Annotated in this window: 24 protein-coding genes; 5 read left to right on the top strand and 19 right to left on the bottom strand. The window is 60.8% G+C overall.

Annotated elements, in window-relative coordinates; translation table 11 throughout:
- Nucleotides 1-363: 363 nt before the first annotated feature.
- The 12 genes from FHT70_RS07930 to ccoN form a co-directional block, all read right to left on the bottom strand.
- Nucleotides 364-1,041: a CBS domain-containing protein gene (locus tag FHT70_RS07930; RefSeq protein ID WP_085781248.1), complete on the bottom strand. Its 678-nt coding sequence runs from the start codon at nt 1,039-1,041 to the stop codon at nt 364-366.
- A 96-nt stretch (nt 1,042-1,137) separates the two neighbouring features.
- Nucleotides 1,138-1,716, bottom strand: coding sequence for a cytochrome c maturation protein CcmE (gene ccmE, locus FHT70_RS07925; RefSeq protein ID WP_246721777.1), 579 nt, complete (start codon nt 1,714-1,716; stop codon nt 1,138-1,140).
- A gap of 78 nt (nt 1,717-1,794) precedes the next feature.
- A complete protein-coding gene (locus FHT70_RS07920; protein ID WP_183700086.1) occupies nt 1,795-2,460 on the bottom strand; it encodes a cyclic nucleotide-binding domain-containing protein in 666 nt (221 codons plus the stop codon).
- Between the two features lie 33 nt (nt 2,461-2,493).
- Nucleotides 2,494-2,652, bottom strand: a complete 159-nt coding sequence (gene ccoS / locus FHT70_RS07915) for a cbb3-type cytochrome oxidase assembly protein CcoS (RefSeq protein WP_085780663.1) — start codon at nt 2,650-2,652, stop codon at nt 2,494-2,496.
- The gene (locus tag FHT70_RS07910) at nt 2,649-4,931 is read right to left on the bottom strand and encodes a cation-translocating P-type ATPase (protein ID WP_183700084.1); all 2,283 of its coding nucleotides are present in this window, start codon (nt 4,929-4,931) and stop codon (nt 2,649-2,651) included. Before FHT70_RS07910 ends, ccoS begins: the two co-directional genes overlap by 4 nt.
- Nucleotides 4,928-5,413 (bottom strand): FixH family protein, encoded by a 486-nt coding sequence (locus FHT70_RS07905; protein ID WP_183700082.1) that lies wholly within the window; start codon nt 5,411-5,413, stop codon nt 4,928-4,930. Before FHT70_RS07905 ends, FHT70_RS07910 begins: the two co-directional genes overlap by 4 nt.
- Complete coding sequence (gene ccoG / locus FHT70_RS07900) at nt 5,410-6,978, bottom strand: cytochrome c oxidase accessory protein CcoG (protein ID WP_183700080.1); 1,569 nt, start codon at nt 6,976-6,978, stop codon at nt 5,410-5,412. Before ccoG ends, FHT70_RS07905 begins: the two co-directional genes overlap by 4 nt.
- 171 nt (nt 6,979-7,149) lie before the next feature.
- Nucleotides 7,150-7,335, bottom strand: coding sequence for a hypothetical protein (locus tag FHT70_RS07895; RefSeq protein ID WP_183700078.1), 186 nt, complete (start codon nt 7,333-7,335; stop codon nt 7,150-7,152).
- A gap of 109 nt (nt 7,336-7,444) precedes the next feature.
- Nucleotides 7,445-8,308 (bottom strand): cytochrome-c oxidase, cbb3-type subunit III, encoded by an 864-nt coding sequence (gene ccoP, locus FHT70_RS07890; RefSeq protein WP_183700076.1) that lies wholly within the window; start codon nt 8,306-8,308, stop codon nt 7,445-7,447.
- 1 nt (nt 8,309) lies between these two features.
- Entirely contained in the window at nt 8,310-8,462 is a 153-nt protein-coding gene (locus tag FHT70_RS07885) for a cbb3-type cytochrome c oxidase subunit 3 (RefSeq protein WP_085780668.1), read from the bottom strand.
- Nucleotides 8,463-8,470: 8 nt separating this feature from the next.
- Nucleotides 8,471-9,205: a cytochrome-c oxidase, cbb3-type subunit II gene (gene ccoO / locus FHT70_RS07880; protein ID WP_138396856.1), complete on the bottom strand. Its 735-nt coding sequence runs from the start codon at nt 9,203-9,205 to the stop codon at nt 8,471-8,473.
- An 8-nt stretch (nt 9,206-9,213) separates the two neighbouring features.
- Complete coding sequence (ccoN, locus tag FHT70_RS07875; RefSeq protein WP_183700074.1) at nt 9,214-10,836, bottom strand: cytochrome-c oxidase, cbb3-type subunit I; 1,623 nt, start codon at nt 10,834-10,836, stop codon at nt 9,214-9,216.
- Nucleotides 10,837-11,074: 238 nt separating this feature from the next.
- On the opposite strand from ccoN, the gene FHT70_RS07870 reads away from it, so the two are divergent.
- The 3 genes from FHT70_RS07870 (at nt 11,075) to FHT70_RS07860 (ending at nt 14,352) form a co-directional block, all read left to right on the top strand.
- Nucleotides 11,075-11,806, top strand: a complete 732-nt coding sequence (locus FHT70_RS07870) for a helix-turn-helix domain-containing protein (RefSeq protein WP_085780671.1) — start codon at nt 11,075-11,077, stop codon at nt 11,804-11,806.
- 26 nt (nt 11,807-11,832) lie between these two features.
- Nucleotides 11,833-13,758 carry a PAS domain S-box protein gene (locus FHT70_RS07865; protein WP_183700072.1) on the top strand — a complete coding sequence of 642 codons (1,926 nt, stop codon included), beginning with the start codon at nt 11,833-11,835 and terminating at the stop codon, nt 13,756-13,758.
- Between the two features lie 150 nt (nt 13,759-13,908).
- Nucleotides 13,909-14,352: a pseudoazurin gene (locus FHT70_RS07860; protein WP_183700070.1), complete on the top strand. Its 444-nt coding sequence runs from the start codon at nt 13,909-13,911 to the stop codon at nt 14,350-14,352.
- Nucleotides 14,353-14,487: 135 nt separating this feature from the next.
- On the opposite strand, the gene hemN is transcribed toward FHT70_RS07860, so the two are convergent.
- Entirely contained in the window at nt 14,488-15,840 is a 1,353-nt protein-coding gene (gene hemN, locus FHT70_RS07855; RefSeq protein ID WP_183700069.1) for an oxygen-independent coproporphyrinogen III oxidase, read from the bottom strand.
- A gap of 268 nt (nt 15,841-16,108) precedes the next feature.
- On the opposite strand from hemN, the gene FHT70_RS07850 reads away from it, so the two are divergent.
- Both FHT70_RS07850 and FHT70_RS07845 read left to right on the top strand, forming a co-directional pair.
- A complete protein-coding gene (locus FHT70_RS07850) occupies nt 16,109-16,450 on the top strand; it encodes a hypothetical protein (RefSeq protein WP_085781250.1) in 342 nt (113 codons plus the stop codon).
- A 120-nt stretch (nt 16,451-16,570) separates the two neighbouring features.
- Nucleotides 16,571-17,296 (top strand): response regulator, encoded by a 726-nt coding sequence (locus tag FHT70_RS07845; protein ID WP_183700067.1) that lies wholly within the window; start codon nt 16,571-16,573, stop codon nt 17,294-17,296.
- Between the two features lie 54 nt (nt 17,297-17,350).
- On the opposite strand, the gene FHT70_RS07840 is transcribed toward FHT70_RS07845, so the two are convergent.
- From FHT70_RS07840 to FHT70_RS07815, 6 genes are all read right to left on the bottom strand, one after another.
- Nucleotides 17,351-18,277, bottom strand: a complete 927-nt coding sequence (locus FHT70_RS07840) for a ribokinase (RefSeq protein ID WP_183700065.1) — start codon at nt 18,275-18,277, stop codon at nt 17,351-17,353.
- Entirely contained in the window at nt 18,274-18,735 is a 462-nt protein-coding gene (locus tag FHT70_RS07835) for an RbsD/FucU domain-containing protein (RefSeq protein WP_085780676.1), read from the bottom strand. Before FHT70_RS07835 ends, FHT70_RS07840 begins: the two co-directional genes overlap by 4 nt.
- Before the next feature lie 107 nt (nt 18,736-18,842).
- On the bottom strand, nt 18,843-19,892 hold the full coding sequence (locus FHT70_RS07830; RefSeq protein WP_183700063.1) for a LacI family DNA-binding transcriptional regulator: 1,050 nt from the start codon (nt 19,890-19,892) through the stop codon (nt 18,843-18,845).
- Nucleotides 19,893-19,909: 17 nt separating this feature from the next.
- Nucleotides 19,910-20,821 carry a carbohydrate ABC transporter permease gene (locus FHT70_RS07825; RefSeq protein ID WP_183700060.1) on the bottom strand — a complete coding sequence of 304 codons (912 nt, stop codon included), beginning with the start codon at nt 20,819-20,821 and terminating at the stop codon, nt 19,910-19,912.
- Nucleotides 20,821-21,939, bottom strand: coding sequence for a sugar ABC transporter permease (locus FHT70_RS07820; protein ID WP_183700058.1), 1,119 nt, complete (start codon nt 21,937-21,939; stop codon nt 20,821-20,823). Before FHT70_RS07820 ends, FHT70_RS07825 begins: the two co-directional genes overlap by 1 nt.
- A gap of 73 nt (nt 21,940-22,012) precedes the next feature.
- A complete protein-coding gene (locus FHT70_RS07815; protein ID WP_183700056.1) occupies nt 22,013-23,653 on the bottom strand; it encodes an extracellular solute-binding protein in 1,641 nt (546 codons plus the stop codon).
- Nucleotides 23,654-23,890: the final 237 nt, after the last annotated feature.

Below are 23,890 nucleotides of genomic sequence, written 5' to 3'. Positions count from 1 at the left end.
GCCGCGTTGACGTTCGAGATCGGCAAAAACGCGGTAGCGGCCCTCGGCATGAAGCCCGTCCAGCTCGTTTTTGAAAAATGCTTCGAAATCCATCAGATGCTCCCTTTTGCGAGGTCAAGCGATACATCGGGGCAGCCGGTCGGTATTTGATCTCCGTCAAGTTCGGCGCAAGTCGCGTGCTTTCGCGGGGGTCGCCGTGATTGCGTTACATCAATGAGGAAGCCTGGGGCTGGTGTAGTGTCACGGGGCGAGTCGGGAGCTCCCGTGTCAACCAGGGAAGTTGACAGATGGCTTGCTCGATTCACAGATCGAGCAAGCCTCCTCGTCACTTCGGCGTGACGGCGCGCCAACGCGACCGAAACTTCAATCCAGGTTGCGAACTGGCGATACGAGCAGGCAATCCTTATAGCCGGCAATGCCGCCAAGGCCCTCGATGAGAACCTTGATCGCCCTGCGCTTGAGCTCGGATTCCACGTGTCCGTCGACCGTCACCTGCCCGTTCCGGACGGAAACCTGGACTTTTTGCGGCGTCAGACCGAGATCCGATCTCAGCCGGGTTCGCACCGCCAGCGTGATGGCCTCGTCTCCCCGCGGCAATACCGTTGTCGGCGCCTCGGCGATGACACGCAGGATATCCCGTCGGCTCACGATCCCGACCAGACGTTCGTCTTCGACGATCGGCAGCCGCTTGATACGGTGCACCTGCAAGCTTTCGGCAATATCGGAGACTTCGCTGTCGGGCCGGGCGACGATGACGTCCTGGGACATGACATCTGCCACACACCATCCGTTGCTGCCAATGTAACGTTCGAGGTCGATCTCGGATATCAGCTCCGGCGCCCGCGCCGGACGGGGAGAAAAGCGGACCTCCCGGCGTAGGAGCAGATCACCCTCCGTCACCATGCCGCAGATGCGGTCGTGGTCGTCGACGACGGGAAGGCCGCTGACATGATTTTGCAGCATCATCGCGACCGCATGGCGCACACTCACCACCGGGCTGATCGAAACCACATTCGTGGTCATTATATCCCTTGCTTGCATGGTCGCTGCCTCACTGATCATAATTGTATTTGAAGATATGCTAGAGACAGGGTGTTCATACCGCTTTGATCTTCATCAATCTGCTCATGACCGCCGTCACATTCGCTCCGGGCGCGCGCCCTCCAGCGCCGGATGAGCCAGCACTTCGTCCGGATTGACGGCGGTGGAGGAGATGGGTCCGACGAGGGCTTTCGCCTCCTGCTCCTGCCCCGGATCTTGGCTCTGCCCCTGCCCCTGGCCTTCCTGCCACAGCCCCTGCTGTTTCAGCTTGTCGGCCACTTCCTTCGGCATATAGGTCTCGTCATGCTTGGCCAGCACGGTGTCGGCGGTAAAGACGTTGCTGCCTGGGGCAAACATGCCCTCGGTGACGACCCCCTGGCCCTCGCGGAACAGATCGGGCAGGATGCCGGTATATCTGACCTTCACCGCATTGGCGCTGCCGTCGGTGACGGAAAACTCCACCGTCGAGCCGGCGCCGCGCACGACGCTGCCCGCCCCGACCAGGCCGCCGAGCCGGATGCGGGTCTCCGGCGCCACCGGCGTCTTGGCAAGATCGGCCGGCATGTAGAAATAGGCCACCGACTGGCTGAAGGCGAACATCACCAACAACACCGCCGCCAGGATGAAACTCATCCCGCCAGCAATCACCGCAAGGCGCTTCTGCTTGCGCGTCATCTCTTATCTCCTGTGGCTCCCGCCACCACATTGAAGCCCGGCCAAATTACGGCGTGTTTTGCCGGCTTGTTCCCGACGTCAGCAGGCCTTCCGCAACAGATCGACACTGTCGACCAGCACGACCTTACCTTTGACTTCGACACCTGCGGGAACGAGCGCCGCGAATGCCCGCGACAGCGCTTCGGGCGCAAGCCCTAGTTTGCCGGCCAGAATCCTCTTCCGGTAAGGCAGGCGAAACGTGGCCTGTGAGGCTGCGGCAGGGCACCGGCTTACGAGGTAGTTCGCGACGCGCTGCGCGGCCGTGTGCAGCCGGTCTCCAGCAATGCAATCCATTGCGCCGAGCAGATGTCGGGTCATGATACGCATGACGTTGCGATGAATGAAGGGGTCGCGGTCGGCGAGAGCCCGCAAGTATGCAAGTTCGAACAAGGCCACCTCCGCCCCGTCGGCGGAACACGCGCTGTAGGCGTAGGCTCCGCCGCCCGACAGAAGATATTCGCCGAAGGTGTCGCCGGGCTCGCAGACGCAGACATCTGCCTGGCGCCCGGTGGATTCGGATTTGGAAAGACGGACGAATCCGCTGATAACGCAATAGACGAACGACGCCGGCTGGCCTTCGGCGATGATCCGCTCGTCAGGAGCGAAGGTTTGCAACTGAGCTGTGGCGGCCAATTCTTGTATCGTGGCGTCGTCGAGGCCGTCGAACAGGTCAGACCGCAAAAGTATGGGATTTTTCGCAAGCATCGATCTTCCTCTCGTTTTGACCCGGATGCGGCATCAAGGTCCTTTGCGCTCGGTTTCGTCTTCGACGAGAATTCGCCAGGCGGCACCTTCAAGGTCGTCGTACTGGCCGCTTTTCAGCGACCAGAGGAATGCGAGCAGGCCCATTCCCCCCATCAGCAGCGCGATCGGGATCAGATAGATCAGCATGTTCATGCGGTCTTCACCTCTCCGCTGGCTTGCGCTTCGCTCCGCATGGGAGAATGTTTGCCAAAGGCATTCAACCGCAGCGCATTGGTTACGACGATGATCGATGATGTCGACATGGCCACGGCTGCGATCAGCGGCGTCGCCAGTCCGGCGATCGCGATCGGAACCGCCAGCACGTTGTAGCCGATGGCCAGAACAAAGTTCTGCCGGATCAGGCTGGCGGATCTTCGCGCAATGGCGACCGCTTGCGGAACGGCATCGAGCCGATCGTTGAAAAAGACCAGATCGGCGGCCTGCCTGCCGATGTCGGATGCGGTGGCGGGCGCCATCGAGACATGCGCTGTGGCAAGCGCCGGGGCGTCGTTGATCCCGTCGCCGACCATAAGCACGCGGCGACCCTCGCCGCTCAGCCTTTGGCATTCCTCGACTTTCTGCTTCGGCGCCAAGGCGCCCAGAGCCCTTTCAATGCCGAGAGCCTGCGCCGTGTTGTCGACGACATTTTGCCTGTCGCCGGATACCATCAGCGTTTCAAGGCCGGTGGCAGCGAGAGCGCAAACAGCTTCGGCAGCACCCGGGCGAAGCGTGTCGTCAAAGAGGAAACGTGCCAGATCGGCGCCGTTCTTCGACAGGATCACTTCCGAAAACGGCCCATCCTCCGTGCCGGGCGTAGGGGCGGTTCCGCAGGCAAAGGCGCGGTTGCCCAGCCGATAGACATCCGTTCCATTGCAGGCCTCCAGCCCCCCGCCCGGGATTTCCGTGACCCTGTCGAAGGAGAATGAAGAAGCCTTCTCAATGTCCCGCAGCAGCGCCTGGGAGAGAGGATGCCGTGAATGCGCGGCTAATGCGGTGGCGATGGCGGCATTGTCCGCGTCGGTGGCTTCGACCGCGACGAGACGCGGCCGCCCCATCGTTAGTGTGCCGGTCTTGTCGAAGGCGATGATATCCGCTTCGGCGAGTCTTTCGAGTGCAGAACCGTCCTTGACCATGATGCCCTTGCGGAAAAGCTCGCCCGCAGCGACCACCTGGACCACAGGAACGGCAAGGCCGAGCGCGCACGGGCAGGTAATGATCAGCACCGCGACCGCGACCAGCATCGCCTGTTTCCAGTCGCCGCAGAAAAATCCCCAGCCCAGTAAGGCCATCAGCGCCAACAGGTGCACGGCCGGGGAATAGAGTGCTGCGGCCCGATCGGCGATCCGGCGATAGCCGGCCCTGCTGCCTTCGGCAGCTTCCATGAGGCTGATGATTTCTGATAGAAGGGAATCTCTCGCCACTTTCGTCGCCCGCAGGATGAGCGAGCCGGTCAGATTCATGGCCCCCGAATTCACCGCGCTGCCTTTGGCGACTGCGACCGGCCTGATTTCACCGGTGACGATGGAGAGGTCCACGTCGCTCTCGCCGCTGACGATCGTGCCGTCGACCGGGATGCGCTCGCCTGCCGCGATCGCGATATCGTCACCCACCGCGATCTCTTCCACCGGAACGTAGCGGCGCGATCCGTCAGTCATCATCAGCAACGCCCCGCGCGGGGCAAGTCTTGCAAGTCCGTTGATCGCGGCGCGGGCCTTTTCCCGCATGACGTGATCGAGCGTTCTGCCGATCAGCAGAAAGAACAGCAGCGAAACCGAGGCGTCGAACCATGCGTGTTCGCCGTGATGCACCGTCTCCCACAGGGAGACGGCATACGACAGCGTCACGGCAAGCGAGATCGGAACGTCCATGTTGGTGCGCCCGCGTTTCAGGGCGTTCCATGCCGATTTGAAGAAGAAGCGCCCCGCATAGACCAGCGCGGGGGCCGCAATCATCGCCGAGATCCAGTGAAACATGTCGCGGGTCGCCGCGTCGGCGCCAGACCAGACCGACACCGAGAGCAGCATGATGTTGGCGGCTGCAAAACCCGAGACTCCGATCGCCAGCAGCAGCTGGTTCCTGATCCTGTCGTTTTCAGGTGCGGCGGGTGTGAAGAGATGCGCGCGGTATCCGGCCGCATTGATCGTTGCCAGGATTTCGGAGGGGTCAGTCGCCCGCTTCTCGATTTCCCCTTGATAAATGCAGCTGACCCGGCGGGCAGTGAGATTGACCCGGGCTTTTTTGACGAAGGGAAGCGCCGAGATCGCCTTTTCGAGGGTGGATATGCAGCCGCCGCAGTGGATGTCGGGTACACTGAGGTCGAGCTGATGCAATCCGGCGCCGAGCGGGTGGCTGGCGAGCCGAATTTCGTCGGCGCTGGCGGATGTCGCGATGAGGGCGAGCACGCTTTCCGTATCCATGGAGCAGCAGGTCATCGGCCAAACTCCGCAGTATCGATGCGCTTGGCCTCATCCATGACGACCAAGCCGTTCTTTCTCGATATGGCTTCGACGATCCAGTCGCCGCCGGCGACCTCGTGGTCGGCTTCGAACCGGCCCTCGCCCGTCTTCCGGAGGGTCAGGTGGAAATCCTCGTGATCACCGACCGGCCTTTTGAAATTCAGCGTGACTTCGTCGATGATCGCAGGCGCGCCCTTGCCGTCACGGATGTCGTAGCGGATCGCGCGGCCGTTGACGGAGAGAGCGCCCTCAACGCCGGAGGCGGCCATCGCCTTCATCGCTGCCGCCTTGCCGTTGAATTCCTGGCTGGCCACATAGGTGTTTTCGACGACCAGGCCGCTCCAGCTGGATGAAGCATACACGGCCATGGTGATATTGACGGCGATCACGACGGCGAAAAATGCCGAGGTGGCAAGAAGCATGTGCAAACCGGTAAAACCTCTAGTGGAAGCCTTCATTTCACCTCTCCCGGTGCGTTGAACGCCGCGCGATAGGTCGCCCGGTCGGAATGGCCCGTATCTTCGATGACGAAGAGGAATTCGTTGATCTCGGCCCCGTCAGGCTTGCGCGTCACGAAGACCTTGATCGTCGTGGCCGCGTCAGGTTCGGCATTGACCGTGAAGCTGCGGCCATCCTGCCTGCCGAACTCGGGAATGCGCATCATGCCGCCTTCGAGCCCGACGAGAGTGATGGTCACATCCCGCGGCGTCGGCACCATGTTGAGGACGCGAAGTGTGTAGCCGTTGCGGATGGAGCCGTCGCTTTCAAGGACATATTGGGGGTTGCGATCATGGACGACGTTGAGTTCGAGTCGTTCGCGGAAGGCAAGATGGATGACCATGGCAATGCCGATCGATGCCCAGACGACGGCGTAGAACACGATTCTCGGACGAAAGATGATCCGCCAGTCGAAATGCCGGACCGCCGAGATGAAGCTTCCATCAGCGTTTCGGACATTCGAGGGCTGGATAGCTGTCCGTCCTCCCTCCGTCGCAAGCGACATGTTGCTCGAATATTCGCTGAGCGTCGCATAGGCGATCAGGCCGCGAGGTTTTCCGAGCTTGTCCATGACGCCGTCACAGGCATCGATACAGAGAGCGCATGTGATGCATTCCATCTGCTGACCATCGCGAATGTCGATTCCCATCGGACAGACCGCAACGCAGGCATTGCAATCCACGCAATCACCGACCGGCAGGCCCTTGGCCTGGGCTTTCTTGGCGTGGCGCGACCTCTGCTCGCCCCGCCAGTCATTGTAGGTGACGGCAAGCGAATTTTCGTCCAGCATCGCGCCCTGAATGCGCGGCCACGGACACATATAGGTGCACACCTGCTCGCGCATGAGCCCGCCAAGCACATAGGTCGTGGCGGTCAGGATGGCGATGGTGGCATAGGCGGCGGCAGGGGCACTGCCGGCAAACAGCGAAGCCGCCAGGCTCGGCGCGTCGGCAAAATAGAAGATCCATGCGCCGCCGGTGGCGGCTCCGATCAGCAGCCAGATCGCATGCTTGATCAGCCGCTTGCTGAGCTTGTCGAAGGTGAAGGGGCCGGCGTCGAGCTTCATTCGCGCATTTCGGTCGCCTTCGATGGCGCGTTCGACGACGAGGAAGAGATCGACCCAGACGGTTTGCGGACAGGCGTAGCCGCACCAGGCGCGGCCGACCGCGGCGGTGACGAGGAAGAGGCCAAACCCCGCCATGACGAGCAGGCCCGCGACATAGTAGAATTCCTGGGGCCAGATTTCGATGAAGAAAAAGAAGAAACGCCGCGAGGAGAGGTCGACGAGAATTGCCTGACCGGTGGCGTAGGGACCGCGATCCCAACGGATCCACGGCGCCAGGTAATAAATGCCGAGCGTGATCAGCATCACCATCCATTTGAACCGGCGGAATCGACCCTCGGCGCGCTTTGGAAAAATCTTCTTGCGCGGCGCATAGAGAGGCTGTTGGTTGCGCCGGGCGTTGACCGGCTCGACACTGACGCGCTCGATGTCATTCGGATCTGGGGCGGTGTAGAGATTCATGGGAACCTGTCCAGTGTATGCCTGCCCTTGTCCCACCCGCGGCGCATCAGTTCCTTGATGCAGATCAAGAAATGACCTTTCGGAATGAAAAGGCCACGCCCTGGGGTAAGGGCGTGGCCGGAGGACAGCGGGGGAGAAACACCGCTGAGATGTCCTCGACAGGAGCTGAAACTATCGGCTCGTCTGCTTGTGATCCTTGAGGCAGATCAAGCTTACGATCGAATTTCCGATCTTTGCCGCATCCTCCTGTTCGGCCGACGGCGGGACCGCCTTGGCGCGTTCCGAAACGCGAGAGCGGATGATGGCGCGCGGGGTGCCGTAGAGACCGAGGATGGGATTGTGATCGTGAACTGTCATCGCTTCTCCTTGGAGCATTTCCGTTTTCTTCGAACCACGGAACTGCCCTGTCTCTCTGTTTTCTCGCCATCGCGGCCCAAAATCGCCGCCCACTTCTGCTGGAATTGCTCTAGGTTCCGCCGCCGAGCGAATGAACGAAAATGGTGAGCTCCTTGACGGTCGTATCCCCGAGGCGCGCAGCCCAGGCAGGCATGACGCCATGTTTGGGAGAGGCGACCTGGCGAACGATGGCGTCTTCGCCGCGCGCCTTCAGCCAGATCGCGTCGGCGAGATCCGGCGCTCCCATTTCCGCCTTTCCTTTGGCATCCTCGCCGTGACACGCGGCGCAGTTGTCGAGAAAGACCTGCCTTCCGGCCTCCGCGAGAGCGGGATCCGAGGGCGTATTGGTCAGGCCCCAGACGTAGGCAGCGACCTGCCGCATCTGGGCAGGCTCGAGCACATCGGTAAAGGCCGGCATCTCGGAAGCGTGGGTTTCGGCATCCGAATCGAACCGGATCCCGTGGGCGATCGTCGCCTGGATGGCGCCCAGGTCGCCGCCCCATAGCCAGTCGTCATCGTTCAGGTTAGGAAAGCCAGGGCCGCCGCTCGCCCCCGAGCCATGACAGGGCACGCAATTGACTTTGAATGAGGACGCACCGCCGGCGATTGCGAATGCACGGAGGGCAGGATCGGCGTCGATCTCCTGGACTGTCTTTGCCGCGATCAGGTCGTGAAACTGCGTCTGGGACGCTTTGGCCTGGTCCAGGTCCTGCTGCAGCTCCGCGCGAGTCGAGTAGCCGAGATAACCTTTCGTGGCGGAAGTGATCATCGGGATCGCGGGATATGCAATCGCATAGCCGACCGCCCAGAGAATGGTGGCGTAGAAGGTCCACACCCACCAGCGGGGCATGGGATTGTTGAGCTCGCGGATGCCGTCCCATTCATGTCCGGTCGTTTCGACGCCGCTCAATTCATCGATATGTTTTTCCGACATCTCAATCGTCCTTCAAGGGAATATCGGCGGCCTCTTTCGCCGTCTGCTTGCTGCCTGGGCGAAGGGTGAACACGACCACCCCGACGAAGAATGCCGCCATTGCCACCAAGCCCCAGCTATCGGCGAAGTGTCTCATTGCGGTGTAGGTTTCCATGGATCACCTCAACGGTAGCCGGTCGCGTCGTCATAGGTCGAGAAATCGACCAGCGTTCCGAGCATCTGCAGGTAGGAGACGAGCGCGTCCATTTCGGTCAGCCTGGCCGGGTCGCCGTCGAAATCGCCGACCTTCGCCTTCGGATAGCGTTCGAGCAGGGCCGTCGTGTCCGCGTTCGGATCGGCCTGAGCCCTCATGTCGGCTTCCGCATTCGCCAGCATGTCGTCGCTGTAGGGCACGCCGACGTCCTCGTTGGCCTTGAGGTCCATTACGACATCCTTGACCGTCACTTCCTGCTCCTTGAGGAAGGCGTAGCTTGGCATGATCGATTCCGGCACGACTGCCCGGGGGTCCGCGAGATGCTGGACATGCCATTCGTTCGAGTAACGTCCGCCGACACGGGCCAAATCCGGCCCCGTACGTTTTGATCCCCACTGGAACGGATGGTCGTACATGGATTCTGCGGCCAGTGAATAATGGCCGTAGCGTTCGACTTCATCACGGAAAGGCCTGATCATCTGGCTATGGCAGAGATAGCAGCCTTCACGGATGTAGACGTTGCGTCCTGCGAGCTCCAGCGGCGTGTAAGGACGCATTCCTTCCACTTTTTCGATCGTGTTCTGCAGGTAGAACAGCGGTGCGATTTCAACGATGCCGCCGATGCTGACGACGAGCAGCGAGCCGACCAGAAGAAGCGTCGCGTTTTTCTCGAGGATCTTATGTTTATCCAATATCGATGCCATGTCTCACCTCATTCGGCAGGCTGTGCCTGGGGTACGAAAGTGGTCGGGATTGCAGCTTCGTCGCGCTGGTGGCCGCGGATCGTCATGAACACGTTACAGGCCATGACGAGGCCGCCCGCCAGGTAAAGCGTTCCGCCGACCGCGCGTAGCACGTAGTAGGGGATCATCGCCGCGACCGTCTCCGCGAAGGAGTAGACGAGGAAGCCCTGGGAATTGTATTCGCGCCACATCAGACCCTGCTGGATGCCGGCTACCCAGAGCACGGCGGCGTAGATCACGATCCCGAGGGTCGCGAGCCAGAAGTGCCAGTTGACCATCCGCAGGCTGTAGAGACGTTCGCGCCCCCACAGTTTCGGTGTCAGGTAATAGATTGCCCCGAAGGTGATCATCCCGACCCAGCCGAGCGCGCCGGAATGCACGTGGCCGATCGTCCATTCGGTATAATGGCTGAGCGAATTGACTGTCTTGACCGACATCATCGGGCCCTCGAAGGTCGACATGCCGTAAAAGGCGATGGCGACGATCATCATCCGGATGACCGGGTCGGTGCGGATCTTGTCCCAGGCGCCCGAAAGCGTCATCAGGCCGTTGATCATGCCGCCCCAGGAGGGCATCCAGAGCATGACCGAGAAAACCATGCCGAGCGTCTGGGCCCAGTCGGGCAGCGCCGTGTAATGCAGATGGTGCGGACCGGCCCAGATATACATGAAAATCAGGGCCCAGAAGTGGATGATCGACAGCCGGTAGGAATAGACTGGCCGGTTGGCCTGCTTCGGCACGAAATAATACATCATGCCGAGGAAGCCGGCGGTGAGGAAAAAGCCGACGGCGTTGTGGCCGTACCACCATTGCGTCAGCGCATCCTGGACGCCCGAGAAGAGAGAATAGCTCTTGGAGCCGAGGAACGAGGCCGGAACGGCAAGGTTGTTGACCACGTGCAGCATCGCGATAGTGACGATGAAGCCGAGATAGAACCAGTTCGCCACGTAGATGTGCGGTTCTCTACGCTTCAGGATCGTTCCGAGATAGACGGCGAGATAGGCGACCCAGACGATCGTCAGCCAGAGGTCGACATACCATTCGGGCTCGGCATATTCACGGGCCTGGGTGATGCCGAGCACGTAGCCTGTCGCCGCCATGACGATGAAGAGTTGGTAGCCCCAGAAGACGAACCAGGCGAGGCTACCGCCGAAGAGCCGCGCGCGGCAGGTCCGCTGCACCACATAAAAGGACGTCATGATCAGCGCGTTGCCGCCGAAAGCAAAGATGACCGCCGATGTGTGAACCGGCCGCAGCCTGCCGAAATTAAGGTAGGGCGCGATATTGAGGTCGGGAAAAGCCAGTTGTAGCGCGATGATAACGCCAACGAGGAAGCCGACCACGCCCCAGAATACGGTGGCGATCAGGCCGTAGCGGACCACTTCGTCGAAATAGCCTGACAGGTCGACTTTCTGCCGCTGGTCCGCCGGTGTGAAGTCGACCTTCCTGACAAGGAGCAGGGTCCCGGCAATCAGGCAGAAGCTGAGTATTCCCATATGCATCGCAAAAAGATGATCGTGCGCGAATGCGGCTCCAAGCAGCGCTAGAAACGCCGCGACCGCGAGCATCATTGTTTCGATCGTGTAATTCATGATGTCGTCCCCAGTGCAAAGACGACCGCCCCGCGGCCGGCTTTCTCGGTAGTTCGGGGCAGGACTGTCACGAAGCTAGCGATGGCTCCTTGATCTACATCAACAAGGGGACCTCACGCCGCGGATGGACCGCCGCTGTTACACACTGTTACTTTCTTTCACCCTTTGGCACCGTCCGCTCATTCCCTTGTGACGCGACAGCTTTCTACTGCACCCACTGCCACGAGGGGACACGACGATGCTGATGCAGAACAACCACGCATTCGAAAATGCCGAGAAAACGGTCGAAGCAATTGCTGCCGGCCAATCGCTTTCGTCGCTTTTTCTGAGCTCGGCGGCGGAGCCTGTCGCAGCCGGCAAGGCGATTTGCTGGGAGGGCGACCAGGCGAAACATCTCTTCCAGGTGGAAGAAGGCGTCGTTCGCCTGCATCGCATCATCGGCGAGGGCCGCCGGGTGATCACAGCCTTTCATTTCGCCGGCGATCTCATCGGCGCCTCGTTGCAAAACGACTTCATTTTCACGGCGGAGGCCGTCACCGAATGCAAGATCCGGCGCATGTCGCGCAAGAGCTTTCACGAAGAAGTCGCCCGCTCCGACGCGCTCGGCCCGGCCTATATCTCCCTGCTTTGCCAGGAGGCGACCGCCGCTCATGAACAGATGGTGCTGTTGTCGAAAAAGAATGCCGAGGAGCGTCTCTGCAGCTTTATCCTCAAGCTTGCGTCCCGCCGCAACCTGCGGCCGCGCCAAGGCCTGGTGCGCGTTCCCATGAACCGCCAGGACATTGCGGATCATCTCGGCCTGACCATCGAGACCGTGTCTCGCACGATCACGAAACTGGCGTCTCGCAACATCGTTATTCCCGAGGGCAGGCACGACCTGAGGATCGTCAATATTGCCCGGTTGAAACAGTTGTCCGGCGACGCTGATGATTTTTCTGACGATTCCTGTCATAGGGTCAACCTGCACTGATGCAACAAGCCGCAGGATTGACATTCATGCCTCACCGCCTCGTGTCACCGAGAACCGCATCGCCGCAGGAGCTGGATGCCATGGTGCACGTACTCGACGGAGCGGATATCGTCGTTCATCGTTTCGACGGAACGATCACACACTGGTCGATCGGCTGCGAGAACATGTATGGCTGGGCACGAGAGGAAGCCGTCGGCGAGAAGGTCCATGAACTTCTGGCGACGAAGTTTCTCGAACCGGCGGAAAACATCCGCGATCAGCTGAAATCGCGCGGTTTCTGGCAGGGCGAAATCATTCATCGCCACAAGAGCGGTCATGACATTCACGTCGCATCGCGCTGCGTGCTGGTCAGCCTGCCGGACGGAGAGCTTACGGTCATCCAGACAAACAGCGATGTCAGCGCACTGAGGCAAGCTCAAGAGGCGGTCAAGTCGCGTGAGGCGCATCTCAGCTCAATCCTCGACACCGTACCCGATGCGATGGTGGTGATCGACCATAAGGGAAAGGTTCTGTCATTCAGCAAAGCTGCTGAAAAGCTGTTCGGAATGCCCGCGGATCAGATTTGCGGCCGTAACGTCAGCAACCTGATGCCCACCCCCTACCGTGAAGCGCATGACGGCTATATCGACCACTATATCGAAACCGGCGAGAAGCGCATTATCGGCTACGGGCGCGTCGTAACCGGACAGCGGGCCGACGGATCACAATTCCCCATGGAACTGCACGTTGGAGAGGCGACGGCCAACGGCGAGCGGATTTTCACCGGTTTTGTCCGCGACTTGACGAGCCGCTTCAGGATCGAGGAGGATCTTCGCCAGGCGCAAAAGATGGAGGCGATCGGACAGCTGACCGGGGGCCTTGCGCATGACTTCAATAATCTCCTGACCGTCATCAGCGGCAACCTCGAAATGATCGAGGACAAGCTGCCGCCCGGCAGTCTTCGCGACATTCTCAAGGAAGCCCAGTCCGCCGCGCAGGACGGAGCGATCCTGACCGGGCAGCTGCTGGCCTTCGGCCGCCGGCAGCCGCTGAACCCCAAGCATGCCGATCTCGGTCAGCTCGTGAGCGGCTTTTCGGATCTGCTACGGCGAACGCTCGGCGAAAATATCAAGCTGTCGACCGTCATTGACGGGTCGGGCCTCGACGTGCTCGTCGACAGCTCACAGCTCCAGAACGCCATTCTGAACATCGCCCTCAACGCAAGGGACGCGATGCCGAGGGGCGGCAGTCTGACGACGACGATCTCGCGCGTCCATCTCGACGCAGATTATGCCAAGATGTTCCCGGAGGTGCGCAGCGGCAACTTCGTCCTCATTGCCATGACGGATACTGGCATCGGTATGACCGAGGAGGTCAGGAAGCGCGCGATAGAACCATTTTTCACAACCAAGGAAGTCGGCTCCGGCACGGGGCTCGGGCTCAGCATGGTCTATGGTTTCGTCAAGCAGTCGGGCGGGCATCTCCAGCTTTACAGCGAGGTGGGGCGCGGCACGACAGTCAGGATATATCTGCCTGCCATCAGTGATGCAAAGCCTCGGGAGCCGGCGTCGGATCTTGACAGCGGCGAGAGCCAGCTGCCGCGCGGCGACGAAACAGTGCTGGTCGTGGAGGATGACGCCCGCGTCCGCCGCGTGGCCGTCGCCAGGCTGGCGTCAATGGGCTACACGGTGCGTGAAGCCGAAAACGGCCACCGCGCACTCGACCTCCTGCGGGAGAACCCCGGCGTCGCGCTCCTGTTCACCGACATCGTCATGCCGGGCGGGATCACCGGTGACGAACTCGCACGGGAAGTGCGGGTTATGCGGCCAGACATCGCGGTTCTGTTCACGTCAGGATATTCCGAGCCGGGTCTTGCGGAAAAAGGCACCGTTCCCGGCGCACAGTGGCTGCGTAAGCCCTATACCGCCAAAGAACTGGCCTTGAAGATCCGCGAGCTTCTCGACGCGAAGTGACTTCGGGCCTGTTGCCATTGTCGGCAGACAGACAAAAACCTGATCCCCAGCTTTTTTCGCGAATTTGACGGGGGTCAAAGAACCGGATTCCGGCATCTCCTAAGACCGGTTCACGCGGCGGATGGAGCCTCGCAGAACAGGAGATTGCACATGCGTTTGAAATTCGGTCTGATCGCTGCAGCGGCAGCCTTGATTGCCTCGGCAGCGCCCTTGATGGCCGCCGACCACCAGGTTCAGATGCTTAACAAGGGCGCGGACGGCGCAATGGTGTTCGAGCCCGGCTTCTTGAAGATCGCCCCCGGCGACACCATCACCTTCATTCCCACCGACAAGAGCCACAACGTCGAGACCTTCAAGGGCCTCATTCCGGATGGCGTCGCCGAATTCAAATCCAAGCCGAACGAACAGTATCAAGCGAAATTCGATGTTCCCGGCGCCTATGTATTGAAATGCACGCCGCACGCCGGCATGGGCATGGTTGCCTTGATCCAGGTCGGCGACAGCCCGGCCAATCTCGAAGCCATCAAAAGGGCAAAGGTGCCGAACATGGTACGCAAGCGGCTCGACGCCGATCTTGCCCATCTCACCCGGTAATCAATGACCGGCGCGGATGGCCGCACTCGCGCGCCATCCTGCACGATGGAGAACCCGCCTTGCCTTCGCCGGTGGCGGCCGTTCAAGACTGCGCTGCGGCTCAGGCTGCCGGCGACCGCCCGGCTCTGATGCAGGTCAGGCGGCCTTGCTGTGCTTGCGTCCGTGCGAGCCAAAATAGGCGTCGAACGCCGCCGCGACTGCACGGACCATGAAGCGTGCGTCTCGGGATACGACGATCCGCTCGCCGCTCATTGTCGCAACGCCGTCCGCCATCAGCTCACCGAGACGGTCGTTGCGCTCAACAAGGAAGCCGGTGTCGAAACCCGTTCCGCTGCTCACACTTCCGAGGTCGACTTCGAAATCGCACATCAGCCGTTCGATGATTCTCGCCCGAAGCTTGTCCTCTTGGCTGAGAAGATAGCCTTTGGCGGTGGGCAGGACGCCAGAGGCAATCCGCTCCGCATAGAGACCCAGAGGCACGTGGTTCTGCATATAGCCACTCGGTAGCCGGCCGATCGCGGAAGCGCCGAGGCCGATGAGATTATCGCAGTCATCCGTGCTGTAGCCCTGGAAGTTTCGTCTCATCGTGCCGTTGCGTGCGGCGAACGCCAGCTGATCCTCCGGCAAGGCAAAGTGGTCAAGCCCGATACGCACATATCCGGCTTGTTGAAGCTCCTGGGCGATGGCTTCCGCCTGCTCGTTGCGCTGTTTTGCGTCTGGCAGCGATGCTTCGTCGATCAGACGTTGATGCTTCTTGAAGGAGGGTATGTGGGCGTAACCGAAAACAGCGAAACGTTCCGGACGCAGCTCCGCGGCAAGGCGGACGGTTTCCACACAGGATCGGACAGTCTGCTTCGGGAGGCCATAGATCAGGTCGAAATTGATGCTTGTCACGCCTGCGGAGCGCAACCCGGTGAGCGCCATCTCCGTCTGCTCGAAGGACTGCAGCCGATTGATTGCCGCCTGCACGACCGGGTCGAAGCTCTGGACCCCGAGGCTCGCGCGATCGACACCGTTTTCGAAGAGCGCATCGATCATGGGGGCGGCCAATGTGCGCGGGTCGATCTCGATTGCCACGCTGGCATCCGCTTCGAAGGCGAAGGCGCTCCGGAGCTTTGCCATCAGAGCGGAGAATTCCTGCGGCTTCATGATCGTCGGCGTGCCGCCGCCCAAGTGCACGTTTCTGACGGGCACGTCGTTGCCGGCGGCAAAGGAAACGAGCTCGATCTCCTGGCTCATCACATCAAGATATTCGACGACCGGAGCATCCTGCCGGGTGATGGTCGTGTGACAGCCGCAGTACCAGCACATCGAACGGCAGTATGGTAGGTGGAGATAGACCGAGACTGGGCCGGCCTCTCCGATTTCGGCAAGGCCGGCGGCATATTCATCCGGTCCGACGGCTGCTGAAAAAGCCGGCGCCGTTGGGTAACTCGTGTAACGCGGAAGCCGTGCATCGCCGTATTTTGCGACAAGATCGTCGGGCATCATCAGATTTCCTTTCAAAAAGCAGGATGCTTTATGCCCAGGGGCCGCACGGTCTTCCTTGTTCCAAATCAATGATGTTGCCGTCGCCGCGAAATCATCCAGATATCTGTACATTGCCTTAAAGCCGTCGCGGGTGGTCCCGGCGCGGATGTTCGGTGCCGTCCCCGCCCTTTCGAATTGATCGAGGTCAAAGCGTCTTTTGACCGGCGTCGTAACCTGGAAAACTGGAATAGGCCGCAGCGACGAACCAATGATCCGGAGCGATGGAATGCCATATGAAATCGTCACAGCAAGTCTCGATGCGAAAGACAAGTCAGGGCATATCGATGTGCGGTTCGGGCCCGACATGAAGACCGTCATCGTGTCCCGGAGGGCATTGCTGTCCGTTGCGTCGCCGCCGCGGGCAACCGAATTCCGCCTTCTTCAATACGTTGACACTTTCTGCCAAATAGCCGCGCGCCGCCTTGCCTTAACGAGCGGCAACACGATTCTGATTACGGCGAACGATGTCCGCGGATGGCTCTGCGCATGGCAGTCCTCGCCGGCCCCCGTCCCGATGCCGGCGAAACGCCATTGGCTGCACGACGCCAGACCTGCAAATCCGACCTGAGTGGATTTGCGGCTTCCGATGAGGACAACGCCGGCCGGCTGGTGACACCAGCTTGAGGGGCATGTTAAAGACGATGCCACTGAATACGATCTGTAACGAGCAAGGCTTGGCGGATGGACGATGGCAGCACTTCAACATGACGCGCATCTTCTCGTCGTCGACGACGATCCGCGCATTCGGCAGATGTTGACGCGCTATTTCGAGGATGAGGGTTACACGGTCTCTTCCGCCGCTGACGGCACCGAGATGCGCGTGCGCCTGCGCCAGCAGAATTTCGACGCCGTGCTGCTCGACCTCGTTCTTCCCGGCGGCGCCGACGGCCTTGATCTTGCCCGTGAAATCCGCGCCCAATCCGACGTGCCGATCATGATGCTGACGGGCCGCGACGACGTCGTCGATCGAATCGTCGGTCTGGAGGTCGGCGCTGACGATTACATCGCCAAGCCCTTCCATCTCCGGGAGGTCCATGCGCGCCTGAAATCGATCCTGCGCCGCCGGCAAGCGCCTGCGCGCAGCGCCGAGCCGGCTGGCGAAGAGATTATCGGCTTCGAAGACTGGAAGCTCAATCTCAGCCGCAGGCAGCTTTTCGATCCGGAAGGCACGGAAATCGAATTGACGACCGGCGAGTTCGATATGCTGACGACCTTCGTCCGCCATGCCGGACGGGTTCTGACCCGCGACGTGCTGATGGACCTGACCCGGGGCCGAAGCCTCGAAGCTTTCGACCGGACGATCGATGCTCAGATCGTCCGGCTGCGGCGCAAGATCGAGACGGACCCGAAGAAGCCGCAATTCATCAAGGCTGTGCGCGGCGTCGGCTACGTCTTTACCGCAAGGTTGGATTGACGGTTGCTGGAGATGGCGAGGCTGACACGCCTCGGCCTCTGCGGTGTCCAATCATCAGGAGCCCAGCAAGGCAGTGATCTCGGCGCGAGAAGGCATGGCGGGGGCCGTGCCCGGCCGTGTTACCGCGATAGCGGCGGTGGCGCAGCCGAAACGGACGGCATGGATTGGCGCTCGGCCCTCGGAGATTGCCGTCGCGAACCCACCGAGAAAGGCGTCGCCGGCTCCGGTCGTGTCAGTGACATTTCCCGCCGAAAATACGGGGACGAATTCGCTGTGCCCGGCGGTGTGATAGAGCGCACCGCGGGCGCCGAGCGTGATGACCGCTGCGCGCGCGCCCCGATCGACCAGAGTGCGCGCGGCTGCACGTGCCTGCTCATCAGTTTCGATCGCATGGCCCACCAATTCCGCTGCTTCGACTTCGTTGGGAACGATGAAATCGCACAAGCCGTAGATGCTGTCCGGAATGGCGCCGGCCGGCGCGGGGTTAAAGATCGTAATGGCCCCTGCCCTCTTGGCGATCGACAAGGCGTGCAAAGCCGCTTCCAGCGGTTGTTCGAGCTGTGTCATGAAGATGGCGGCGCTTTCGATCGCCGCCCGGTTCACTTCGACATCTTCGATGCCGATCAGCCCTGCGGCGCCCGGTACCACGATGATGGCGTTGTCGCCGCTTATCTCGTCGACGAAGATGAAGGCAGCGCCCGTGGAAACCCCTTCCATCTTCATCACATTGGCCGTCACACCCGCTTCGGCATAGGCCGCCAGCGCCATCGCGCCGAACGCATCGTTGCCAACCCGGGAAATGAAGGTCACCTTGCCGCCGGCCTTTGCCGCGGCGATCGCCTGGTTGGAGCCCTTGCCTCCCGGCCCGAGGGTGAAACCAGACCCCATCAGCGTCTCGGCGATATGGGGCAGGCGTTTTGCCTTATAGGCGGTGTCGGCAGCAAAAATTCCCAGGATGACGATCCCGCTTTTCTCGTTCATCGCACCGCCTCTTCCGCTGGAATGACGCCCTTGGTCAAAAGGAAGCATCCATAGAACCGCAATTCCCCGGTTGCGATTACGCAATAGGCCTTTTTGGCGATTTCGTAGAACGCCATGCGTTCGATGGGATACATCGGCGACGGCTTGCCTTCGGCGCGGTCGACGATCGCCTGTACTTCCTGTTGAATCGGCGGAATTTCATCCGGTTTGCCGATCACTTCCATGCGGCCGACCGAAGGCTGGATCGGCGTGTCCAAAGGCAAGACCGAAAGGACCGCGTCAATCGCCTGCGGCGCGGGAATATTTTCCATGGTCAGCAGTCTACCCAGGCGCGTCTGACGGGCGATCGAATCCGATGGAAAATTCATGTCGGAGATGACGAGATAATCGCCATGTCCCATGTTGCAAAGCGCTTGAAGAATGTCGCCGTTGAGTTCGGCCCGAATTCCCTTGAGCATTGATCTTCCATCCTTTCTCTGGCCGGAGCCCCGGCCGTGCTTCAATTTCTGTGTCCGGCGATATCCGCCTTGGAGTGCCCGGCGCGCTGTTTTCGGACGCTTAGGATCTACGCATTGGGCTTTCCGACAACCGATCCCGATTTTCGGGTCGCTGCGCCAGGTTGCGGGCACGGGCCGCTCGAACCGCGCACGATCAGCGATCCGTCCACCATTTCGTCGCCCTTGCCCGGCGGTTCTTCGAGGAGAAGGCTGACCGCGCGCCGCGCCAACATGTCGGCCGGCTGGCGAATGGTTGTCAGCCGCGGCACCACCAGATTGGCAAGCGAGATGTCGTCGAACCCTGTGACGGAAAGTTTTCGCGGCACGTCGATCTTGAGGTCGCGGGCAGCGCGTAAAGCGCCGATCGCCTGCTGGTCGCTGGCGGCCGCAATCGCCGTTGGCCGGTTCTGCGGCGGGCGTGAAAGCAGCTCGCGGGCGATTCTTTCACCGGATTCGTAGTCGAACCTGCCATGGGCAATTTCCAGTTCGGCAGGCTCGCCGGTTTTGCCGAAGCCGTCCATGCGGCTGACAAAGGCCTCTTTGCGCATGCGCCCTGCTTCAGTGTCGGTCGGCCCGGCAATATAGGCGATGCGCCGGTGCCCTAGCCCATAGAGATGATCGGCAATCAGCGTGGCCGCCTGCGCATGGTTGGTCGAAACCAGGGGAAAGGCGCCGAAGCGCCGGTCCAGCGATATGACCGGCACCGAGGCTGGCAGATCGAGACCTGAACCGTCGCTCGAAGCCACCACGATGATGCCGCGCACTGATCGGTCGAGAAAAGCCGAAACATGGCTCTGCTCCGCCTCGCTGTCGTTATGCGAGCTTGCCAGCATCAGGCTGTGACCGCATTCGAGCGCCGCGCGCTCGACGCTTGCCGCAAGCTGCGCAAAAAAAGGGTTGGTGATGTCGGGAACGACGAGGCCGATCACGTCGGTTCTGCTGGTGCGCAAGGCTCGTGCAGTCACGTTCGGTCGGTAACCGAGCGCCGAAATGGCGTCGTTGACCCTTTCACGGAGCATGGGTTTGACCGCGGCTTCGCCCGACAGAACACGCGAAACAGTGCCCACGGAGACGCCCGCATATTCGGCGACATCCTTGACTGTGGGCATCTTCACCATGTTCAAACGTCCCGCGGCTATTTTACCGCTCCTGCGGTCATCCCGGCGATGATGTGTTTTTCCAGCACGACGCCGACGATGACCAGCGGAAGAATACCGGCGGTGGAAAGGGCGGCCATCGACCACCAGTTGATGCCCTGGCTGCCTGTCTGGCTGGCGATCATCACCGGCAGCGTGTTCGTATTGGTGGAAGTCAGCAATGCGGCGAAGAAATATTCATTCCAGCACAGGATCAGCGCCAAAAGGAAGGCGGCAACCATGCCCGGCAGGACGAGCGGCACGATGATGCGGGCAAACGCTCCCCAGATCGACAGGCCGTCGACCAGCGCGGCCTCCTCGAGCTCGACCGGTATGGTGGCGAACTGGTCGCGCATGATCCAGACGACGATCGGCAGGACCATCAGCGTATAGACGGCGATCATGCCGGCATAGGTGTCGAGCAGCGCCAGTTCCTTGTAGAGAACCAGGAATGGCAGGGCCAGGACGACGGGCGGCATAATGAGCTGCGACAGGAAGAAGAAGGAAATGTCGGAATTGCGCATATGGCCGAACTTGTAGGAGAAGCGGCTGAGGCCGTAGGCGGCGAGCGATCCGAGCACAACCGCAAGAGCGGATGCGGTGACGGAGATGATGACGCTGTTCCAAAGCCTGCGCATGAACTCGTCGCGCACGGTCGAGATCTGGGGAATCGTATCGGGAGAGAGGCCGAGCGAGCGCCAGCCGAGCCAGTTGGGCGCGAAATTGAACCACGGGATCAGGTTGCCGCGCATGACGTCTGCGGCTGTCTTGAACGAGGTCGAAACCGTCCAGAACAGCGGGAAGATGCAGACACAAGCCCAGATGACGAGCAGGCCGTAAACGGCCAAACGCATGGCCCACCAGCGAATGCGTTGGCCCCGTCCGTATTTTTCGAAATCGATGCGAACCATCAGAGCCTTCCTGTCATACGCTTGACGATGCGGTCGGAGATCTTCATCAGCCCCGTCATGCCGACGACGATGATCACGAGATAGACGAGCGCGAGCAGGGTCCCATATCCGACATTCGAGCGGTCTCGGTATTCGCGGTAGATAAAACTGGTGACGGAATCGGTCGCCCCGCCAGGCCCCCCCGATGTCACGGTGATGATGATGTCGGCGAGCTTTAGCTTGAAGATGATGCGGATCATCACTGCCGTGACCGACACAGGCAGCATCAGCGGGAAAATCACCTGCCAGAAGCGCTGCCATTTGGTGGCGCCGTCGACTTCGGCCGCCTCCAGCACCTCCCTCGACAAGGCCTGCAATCCGGCGAGCAGCATGATCATCATGAAGGGAATGAAGGTCCAGGCGTCCATGATCATGATCGAGAGGCGCGCCGTCAGCGGATCGCCGAAAAAGGAGGGGTTTTCCCAGCCGAGCCAGCGGGCCATGCGCGCAATCGGGCCGAAACGGGTTTCCAGCATCGATTTTCCCACCATCCAGCTCACCGCGACCGGCGACAACATCAAGGGCACGAGGAAAGTAACCCGCCAGAACTTCCGGGCAATGATTTCCTGGTTAAGGAGCAGCGCCAGGCCGAAGGCGATCGCATATTCCACGGCAATCGCAAGGCAATAAAGGATCATGTTGAGCAAGGCATTGGCATAGAACGGATCGGCGATCATCCGGCGCACATTGTCGAGCCCGTTGAAGCGCCGCCCGGCAGAAGAGGCGAGGTTCCAGTCGGAGAAGCCGATCCAGAGTGCAAAGAGCAGCGGGAAGACCACCATCGATACGACGAAGAGTGCTGCCGGCAGAACAAAGAGCGCCTTCTTGCCGGCCTCGCCGTATATGACGACGCGGGTGACGCAAAGAACCGCGGCCCAGATGAAATAGGCGTAGAGAACCGGCCGCCAGTTGGCAAAGCCCCAATCGGTCCAGCCGAGTTCGTGGACAGCCTGCAACACAAAGGATGCGATGAACCATATGGCGCTCAGCCACAGAGCCGCGCGGCCCCAGAAACGGCGGCTCGCGGAAATGGAGCCGGCTTCGACCGTGTGGAGCAGGTCGCCTTCGACTGTCGACATTGATATTCCTCGCCCGGACAGGATGGGCGCCGGCGGAGCCTTTTCAGTCCGCCAGCGCGTTTATGCCAATCGATCAGAGCCCGAGGCTCGTCCGATAGAGCTTCAGCTGGCTATCACGGCCGATCTGGTCGGTGATCTTTTCCCAGGCGGCTGCAATTGCATCCGCCGTTTCCTGTGCCGACTTGTATTGTCCGGCAAAGCCCTTCGCCAATTCGTCCTCGGCGACTGAGTAGTATTGGAAGATGCCGGGGATGCGCGGTTCGATCGCGGCGTTCGGGTGATTGTAGCTGTCGGCGTTCGAACCCAGATAGTCCTCGATGTAGGCGCGGTCGTAACCGGCCTTTTCCCATTCGTCATAGTTGAAGTGCGACTGACGATAGGGCTGGAAGCCGGACGGATAGGCCGACGTCCAAAGGGACAGATCCTTGCCGCCGAGATGGGCGGCAGCAGACCAGGCCGCCTTGCGCTTCTTTTCGTCGCTGGAGACCCGCTTGGTGACGTAGATGCCCCAGCCGAGGTAGGCCATGTTGGGCGCCTCGTTATACTTGTCTTCCCACTGCCCGGTCTTGCGGTTGTACACGCGGTTGGAGCCGCGGTTGATGCCGAAGCCGACCACGTCGCCGACGACCGAGGTATCGGATGTGCGGGCGCCGGAGCCAACATCGCCCCACCACATCAGCATTGCACCGGTGCCTGCCAGAAACTGCGAGAAGGCCGTGGTGCCGGGGTCCGCATTGATCTGATCGGCCGGATAGGCCTTGGCTGCGATCAAATCCAGCACATCCTGGATTGCCTGGACCCAGGCGGGGTTATTAACCAGCGGCTTCATATTTTCGGGGTCGAACAGCCAGGCCGGATCGCCGGGATATTTGGCATAGGCCGTCGCACGGTTTTCGATGAAATAGAAGCCAAAGCCGCCCCAGCCCTTGAGCGGGTCGAGATAGCCGTAGGCCGGCTGGCTGGTCAAGGGATCGGTCTTGCCGATCAGCGCCTTGGACGCTGCGTTGACCTCCTGCCAGGTCTTCGGCGGCTCGGCCATGCCGCTGATCGAGCCTTCGCCGAAGTAATCCTTGCGATAGGCGAAGGTGTGGCAGTCGCCGTCGATCGTGACACGATAGGTCTTGCCGTCCCAGGTGCCGACCGGTGGCTTCAGGTAGCTCACCAGGTCGTCGGCTTCGACCTGCTTTGCAGCCCAATCAGGCATCTCGTCGAGAAGCCCGCGTCCGGCGGTATCGCCTTCGAAAGGCGCGCCCATTTCAAGGATGTCGAAATCGACCGTGCCGGTTGCGATCGACTGCTGAAGGCGGGCGTTGTAATCGGCCTGAGCAAGGTCGATCCAGTTGATCTTGGCGCCGGTATAGGCTTCCCAAGGCTTCAGGAAGCCGCGGAACAGGAAGTTGTGCAGATTCTGGTTGTTGAGCCCCATGAAGGTCAGCTCGACGCCGGCGAATTCACCCTGCTTGACATTGGCCTTGGTCGGGCCGAGGCAGAGCTCGCCGACCTTCTGCCAGTCCGCGTCCGTCGGCGAACCCTTGCCGACGCCCGGGATCTGCAGGATCTGCGCGCGTAGGTCATCGGCGGCGAATGCGGTGCCGGCAATTCCGCCCATCGCGCCGGACAGGCCGAGCAGAGCCGCCGCACTTGCCGTTCCCCGCAAAACGTCGCGGCGGCTTGCCTGACGGCGCATCAATGCATCGTAAATTTCGACTTTCATGTCTTCCTCCTCCACGTTTGGTGCGCTGCCGCCAGCCAGTGTTCCGGATAGGCTCCGGCCCGAATTTGGGACTGGTCTCGTGCAGAACTATCTGGTAAACAAGAAAATGAAACGTTTCATAATTCTTGTTTGAAACCGCTCCTCTTGGTCTCATCATTGAGCATTAGACGGGAAGCGGAAAAAGTCAATAAAAAATGAAACGTTTCATGGAGGAGGTTTTGAAGGTATTTCGGGTCG

Origin of the sequence: Rhizobium sp. BK049, assembly GCF_014193135.1 — a bacterium.
Classification (GTDB): domain Bacteria; phylum Pseudomonadota; class Alphaproteobacteria; order Rhizobiales; family Rhizobiaceae; genus Rhizobium.
The sequence above is the reverse complement of the archived record's forward strand: the minus strand, read 5'-3'. Positions and strand labels throughout refer to the sequence as shown.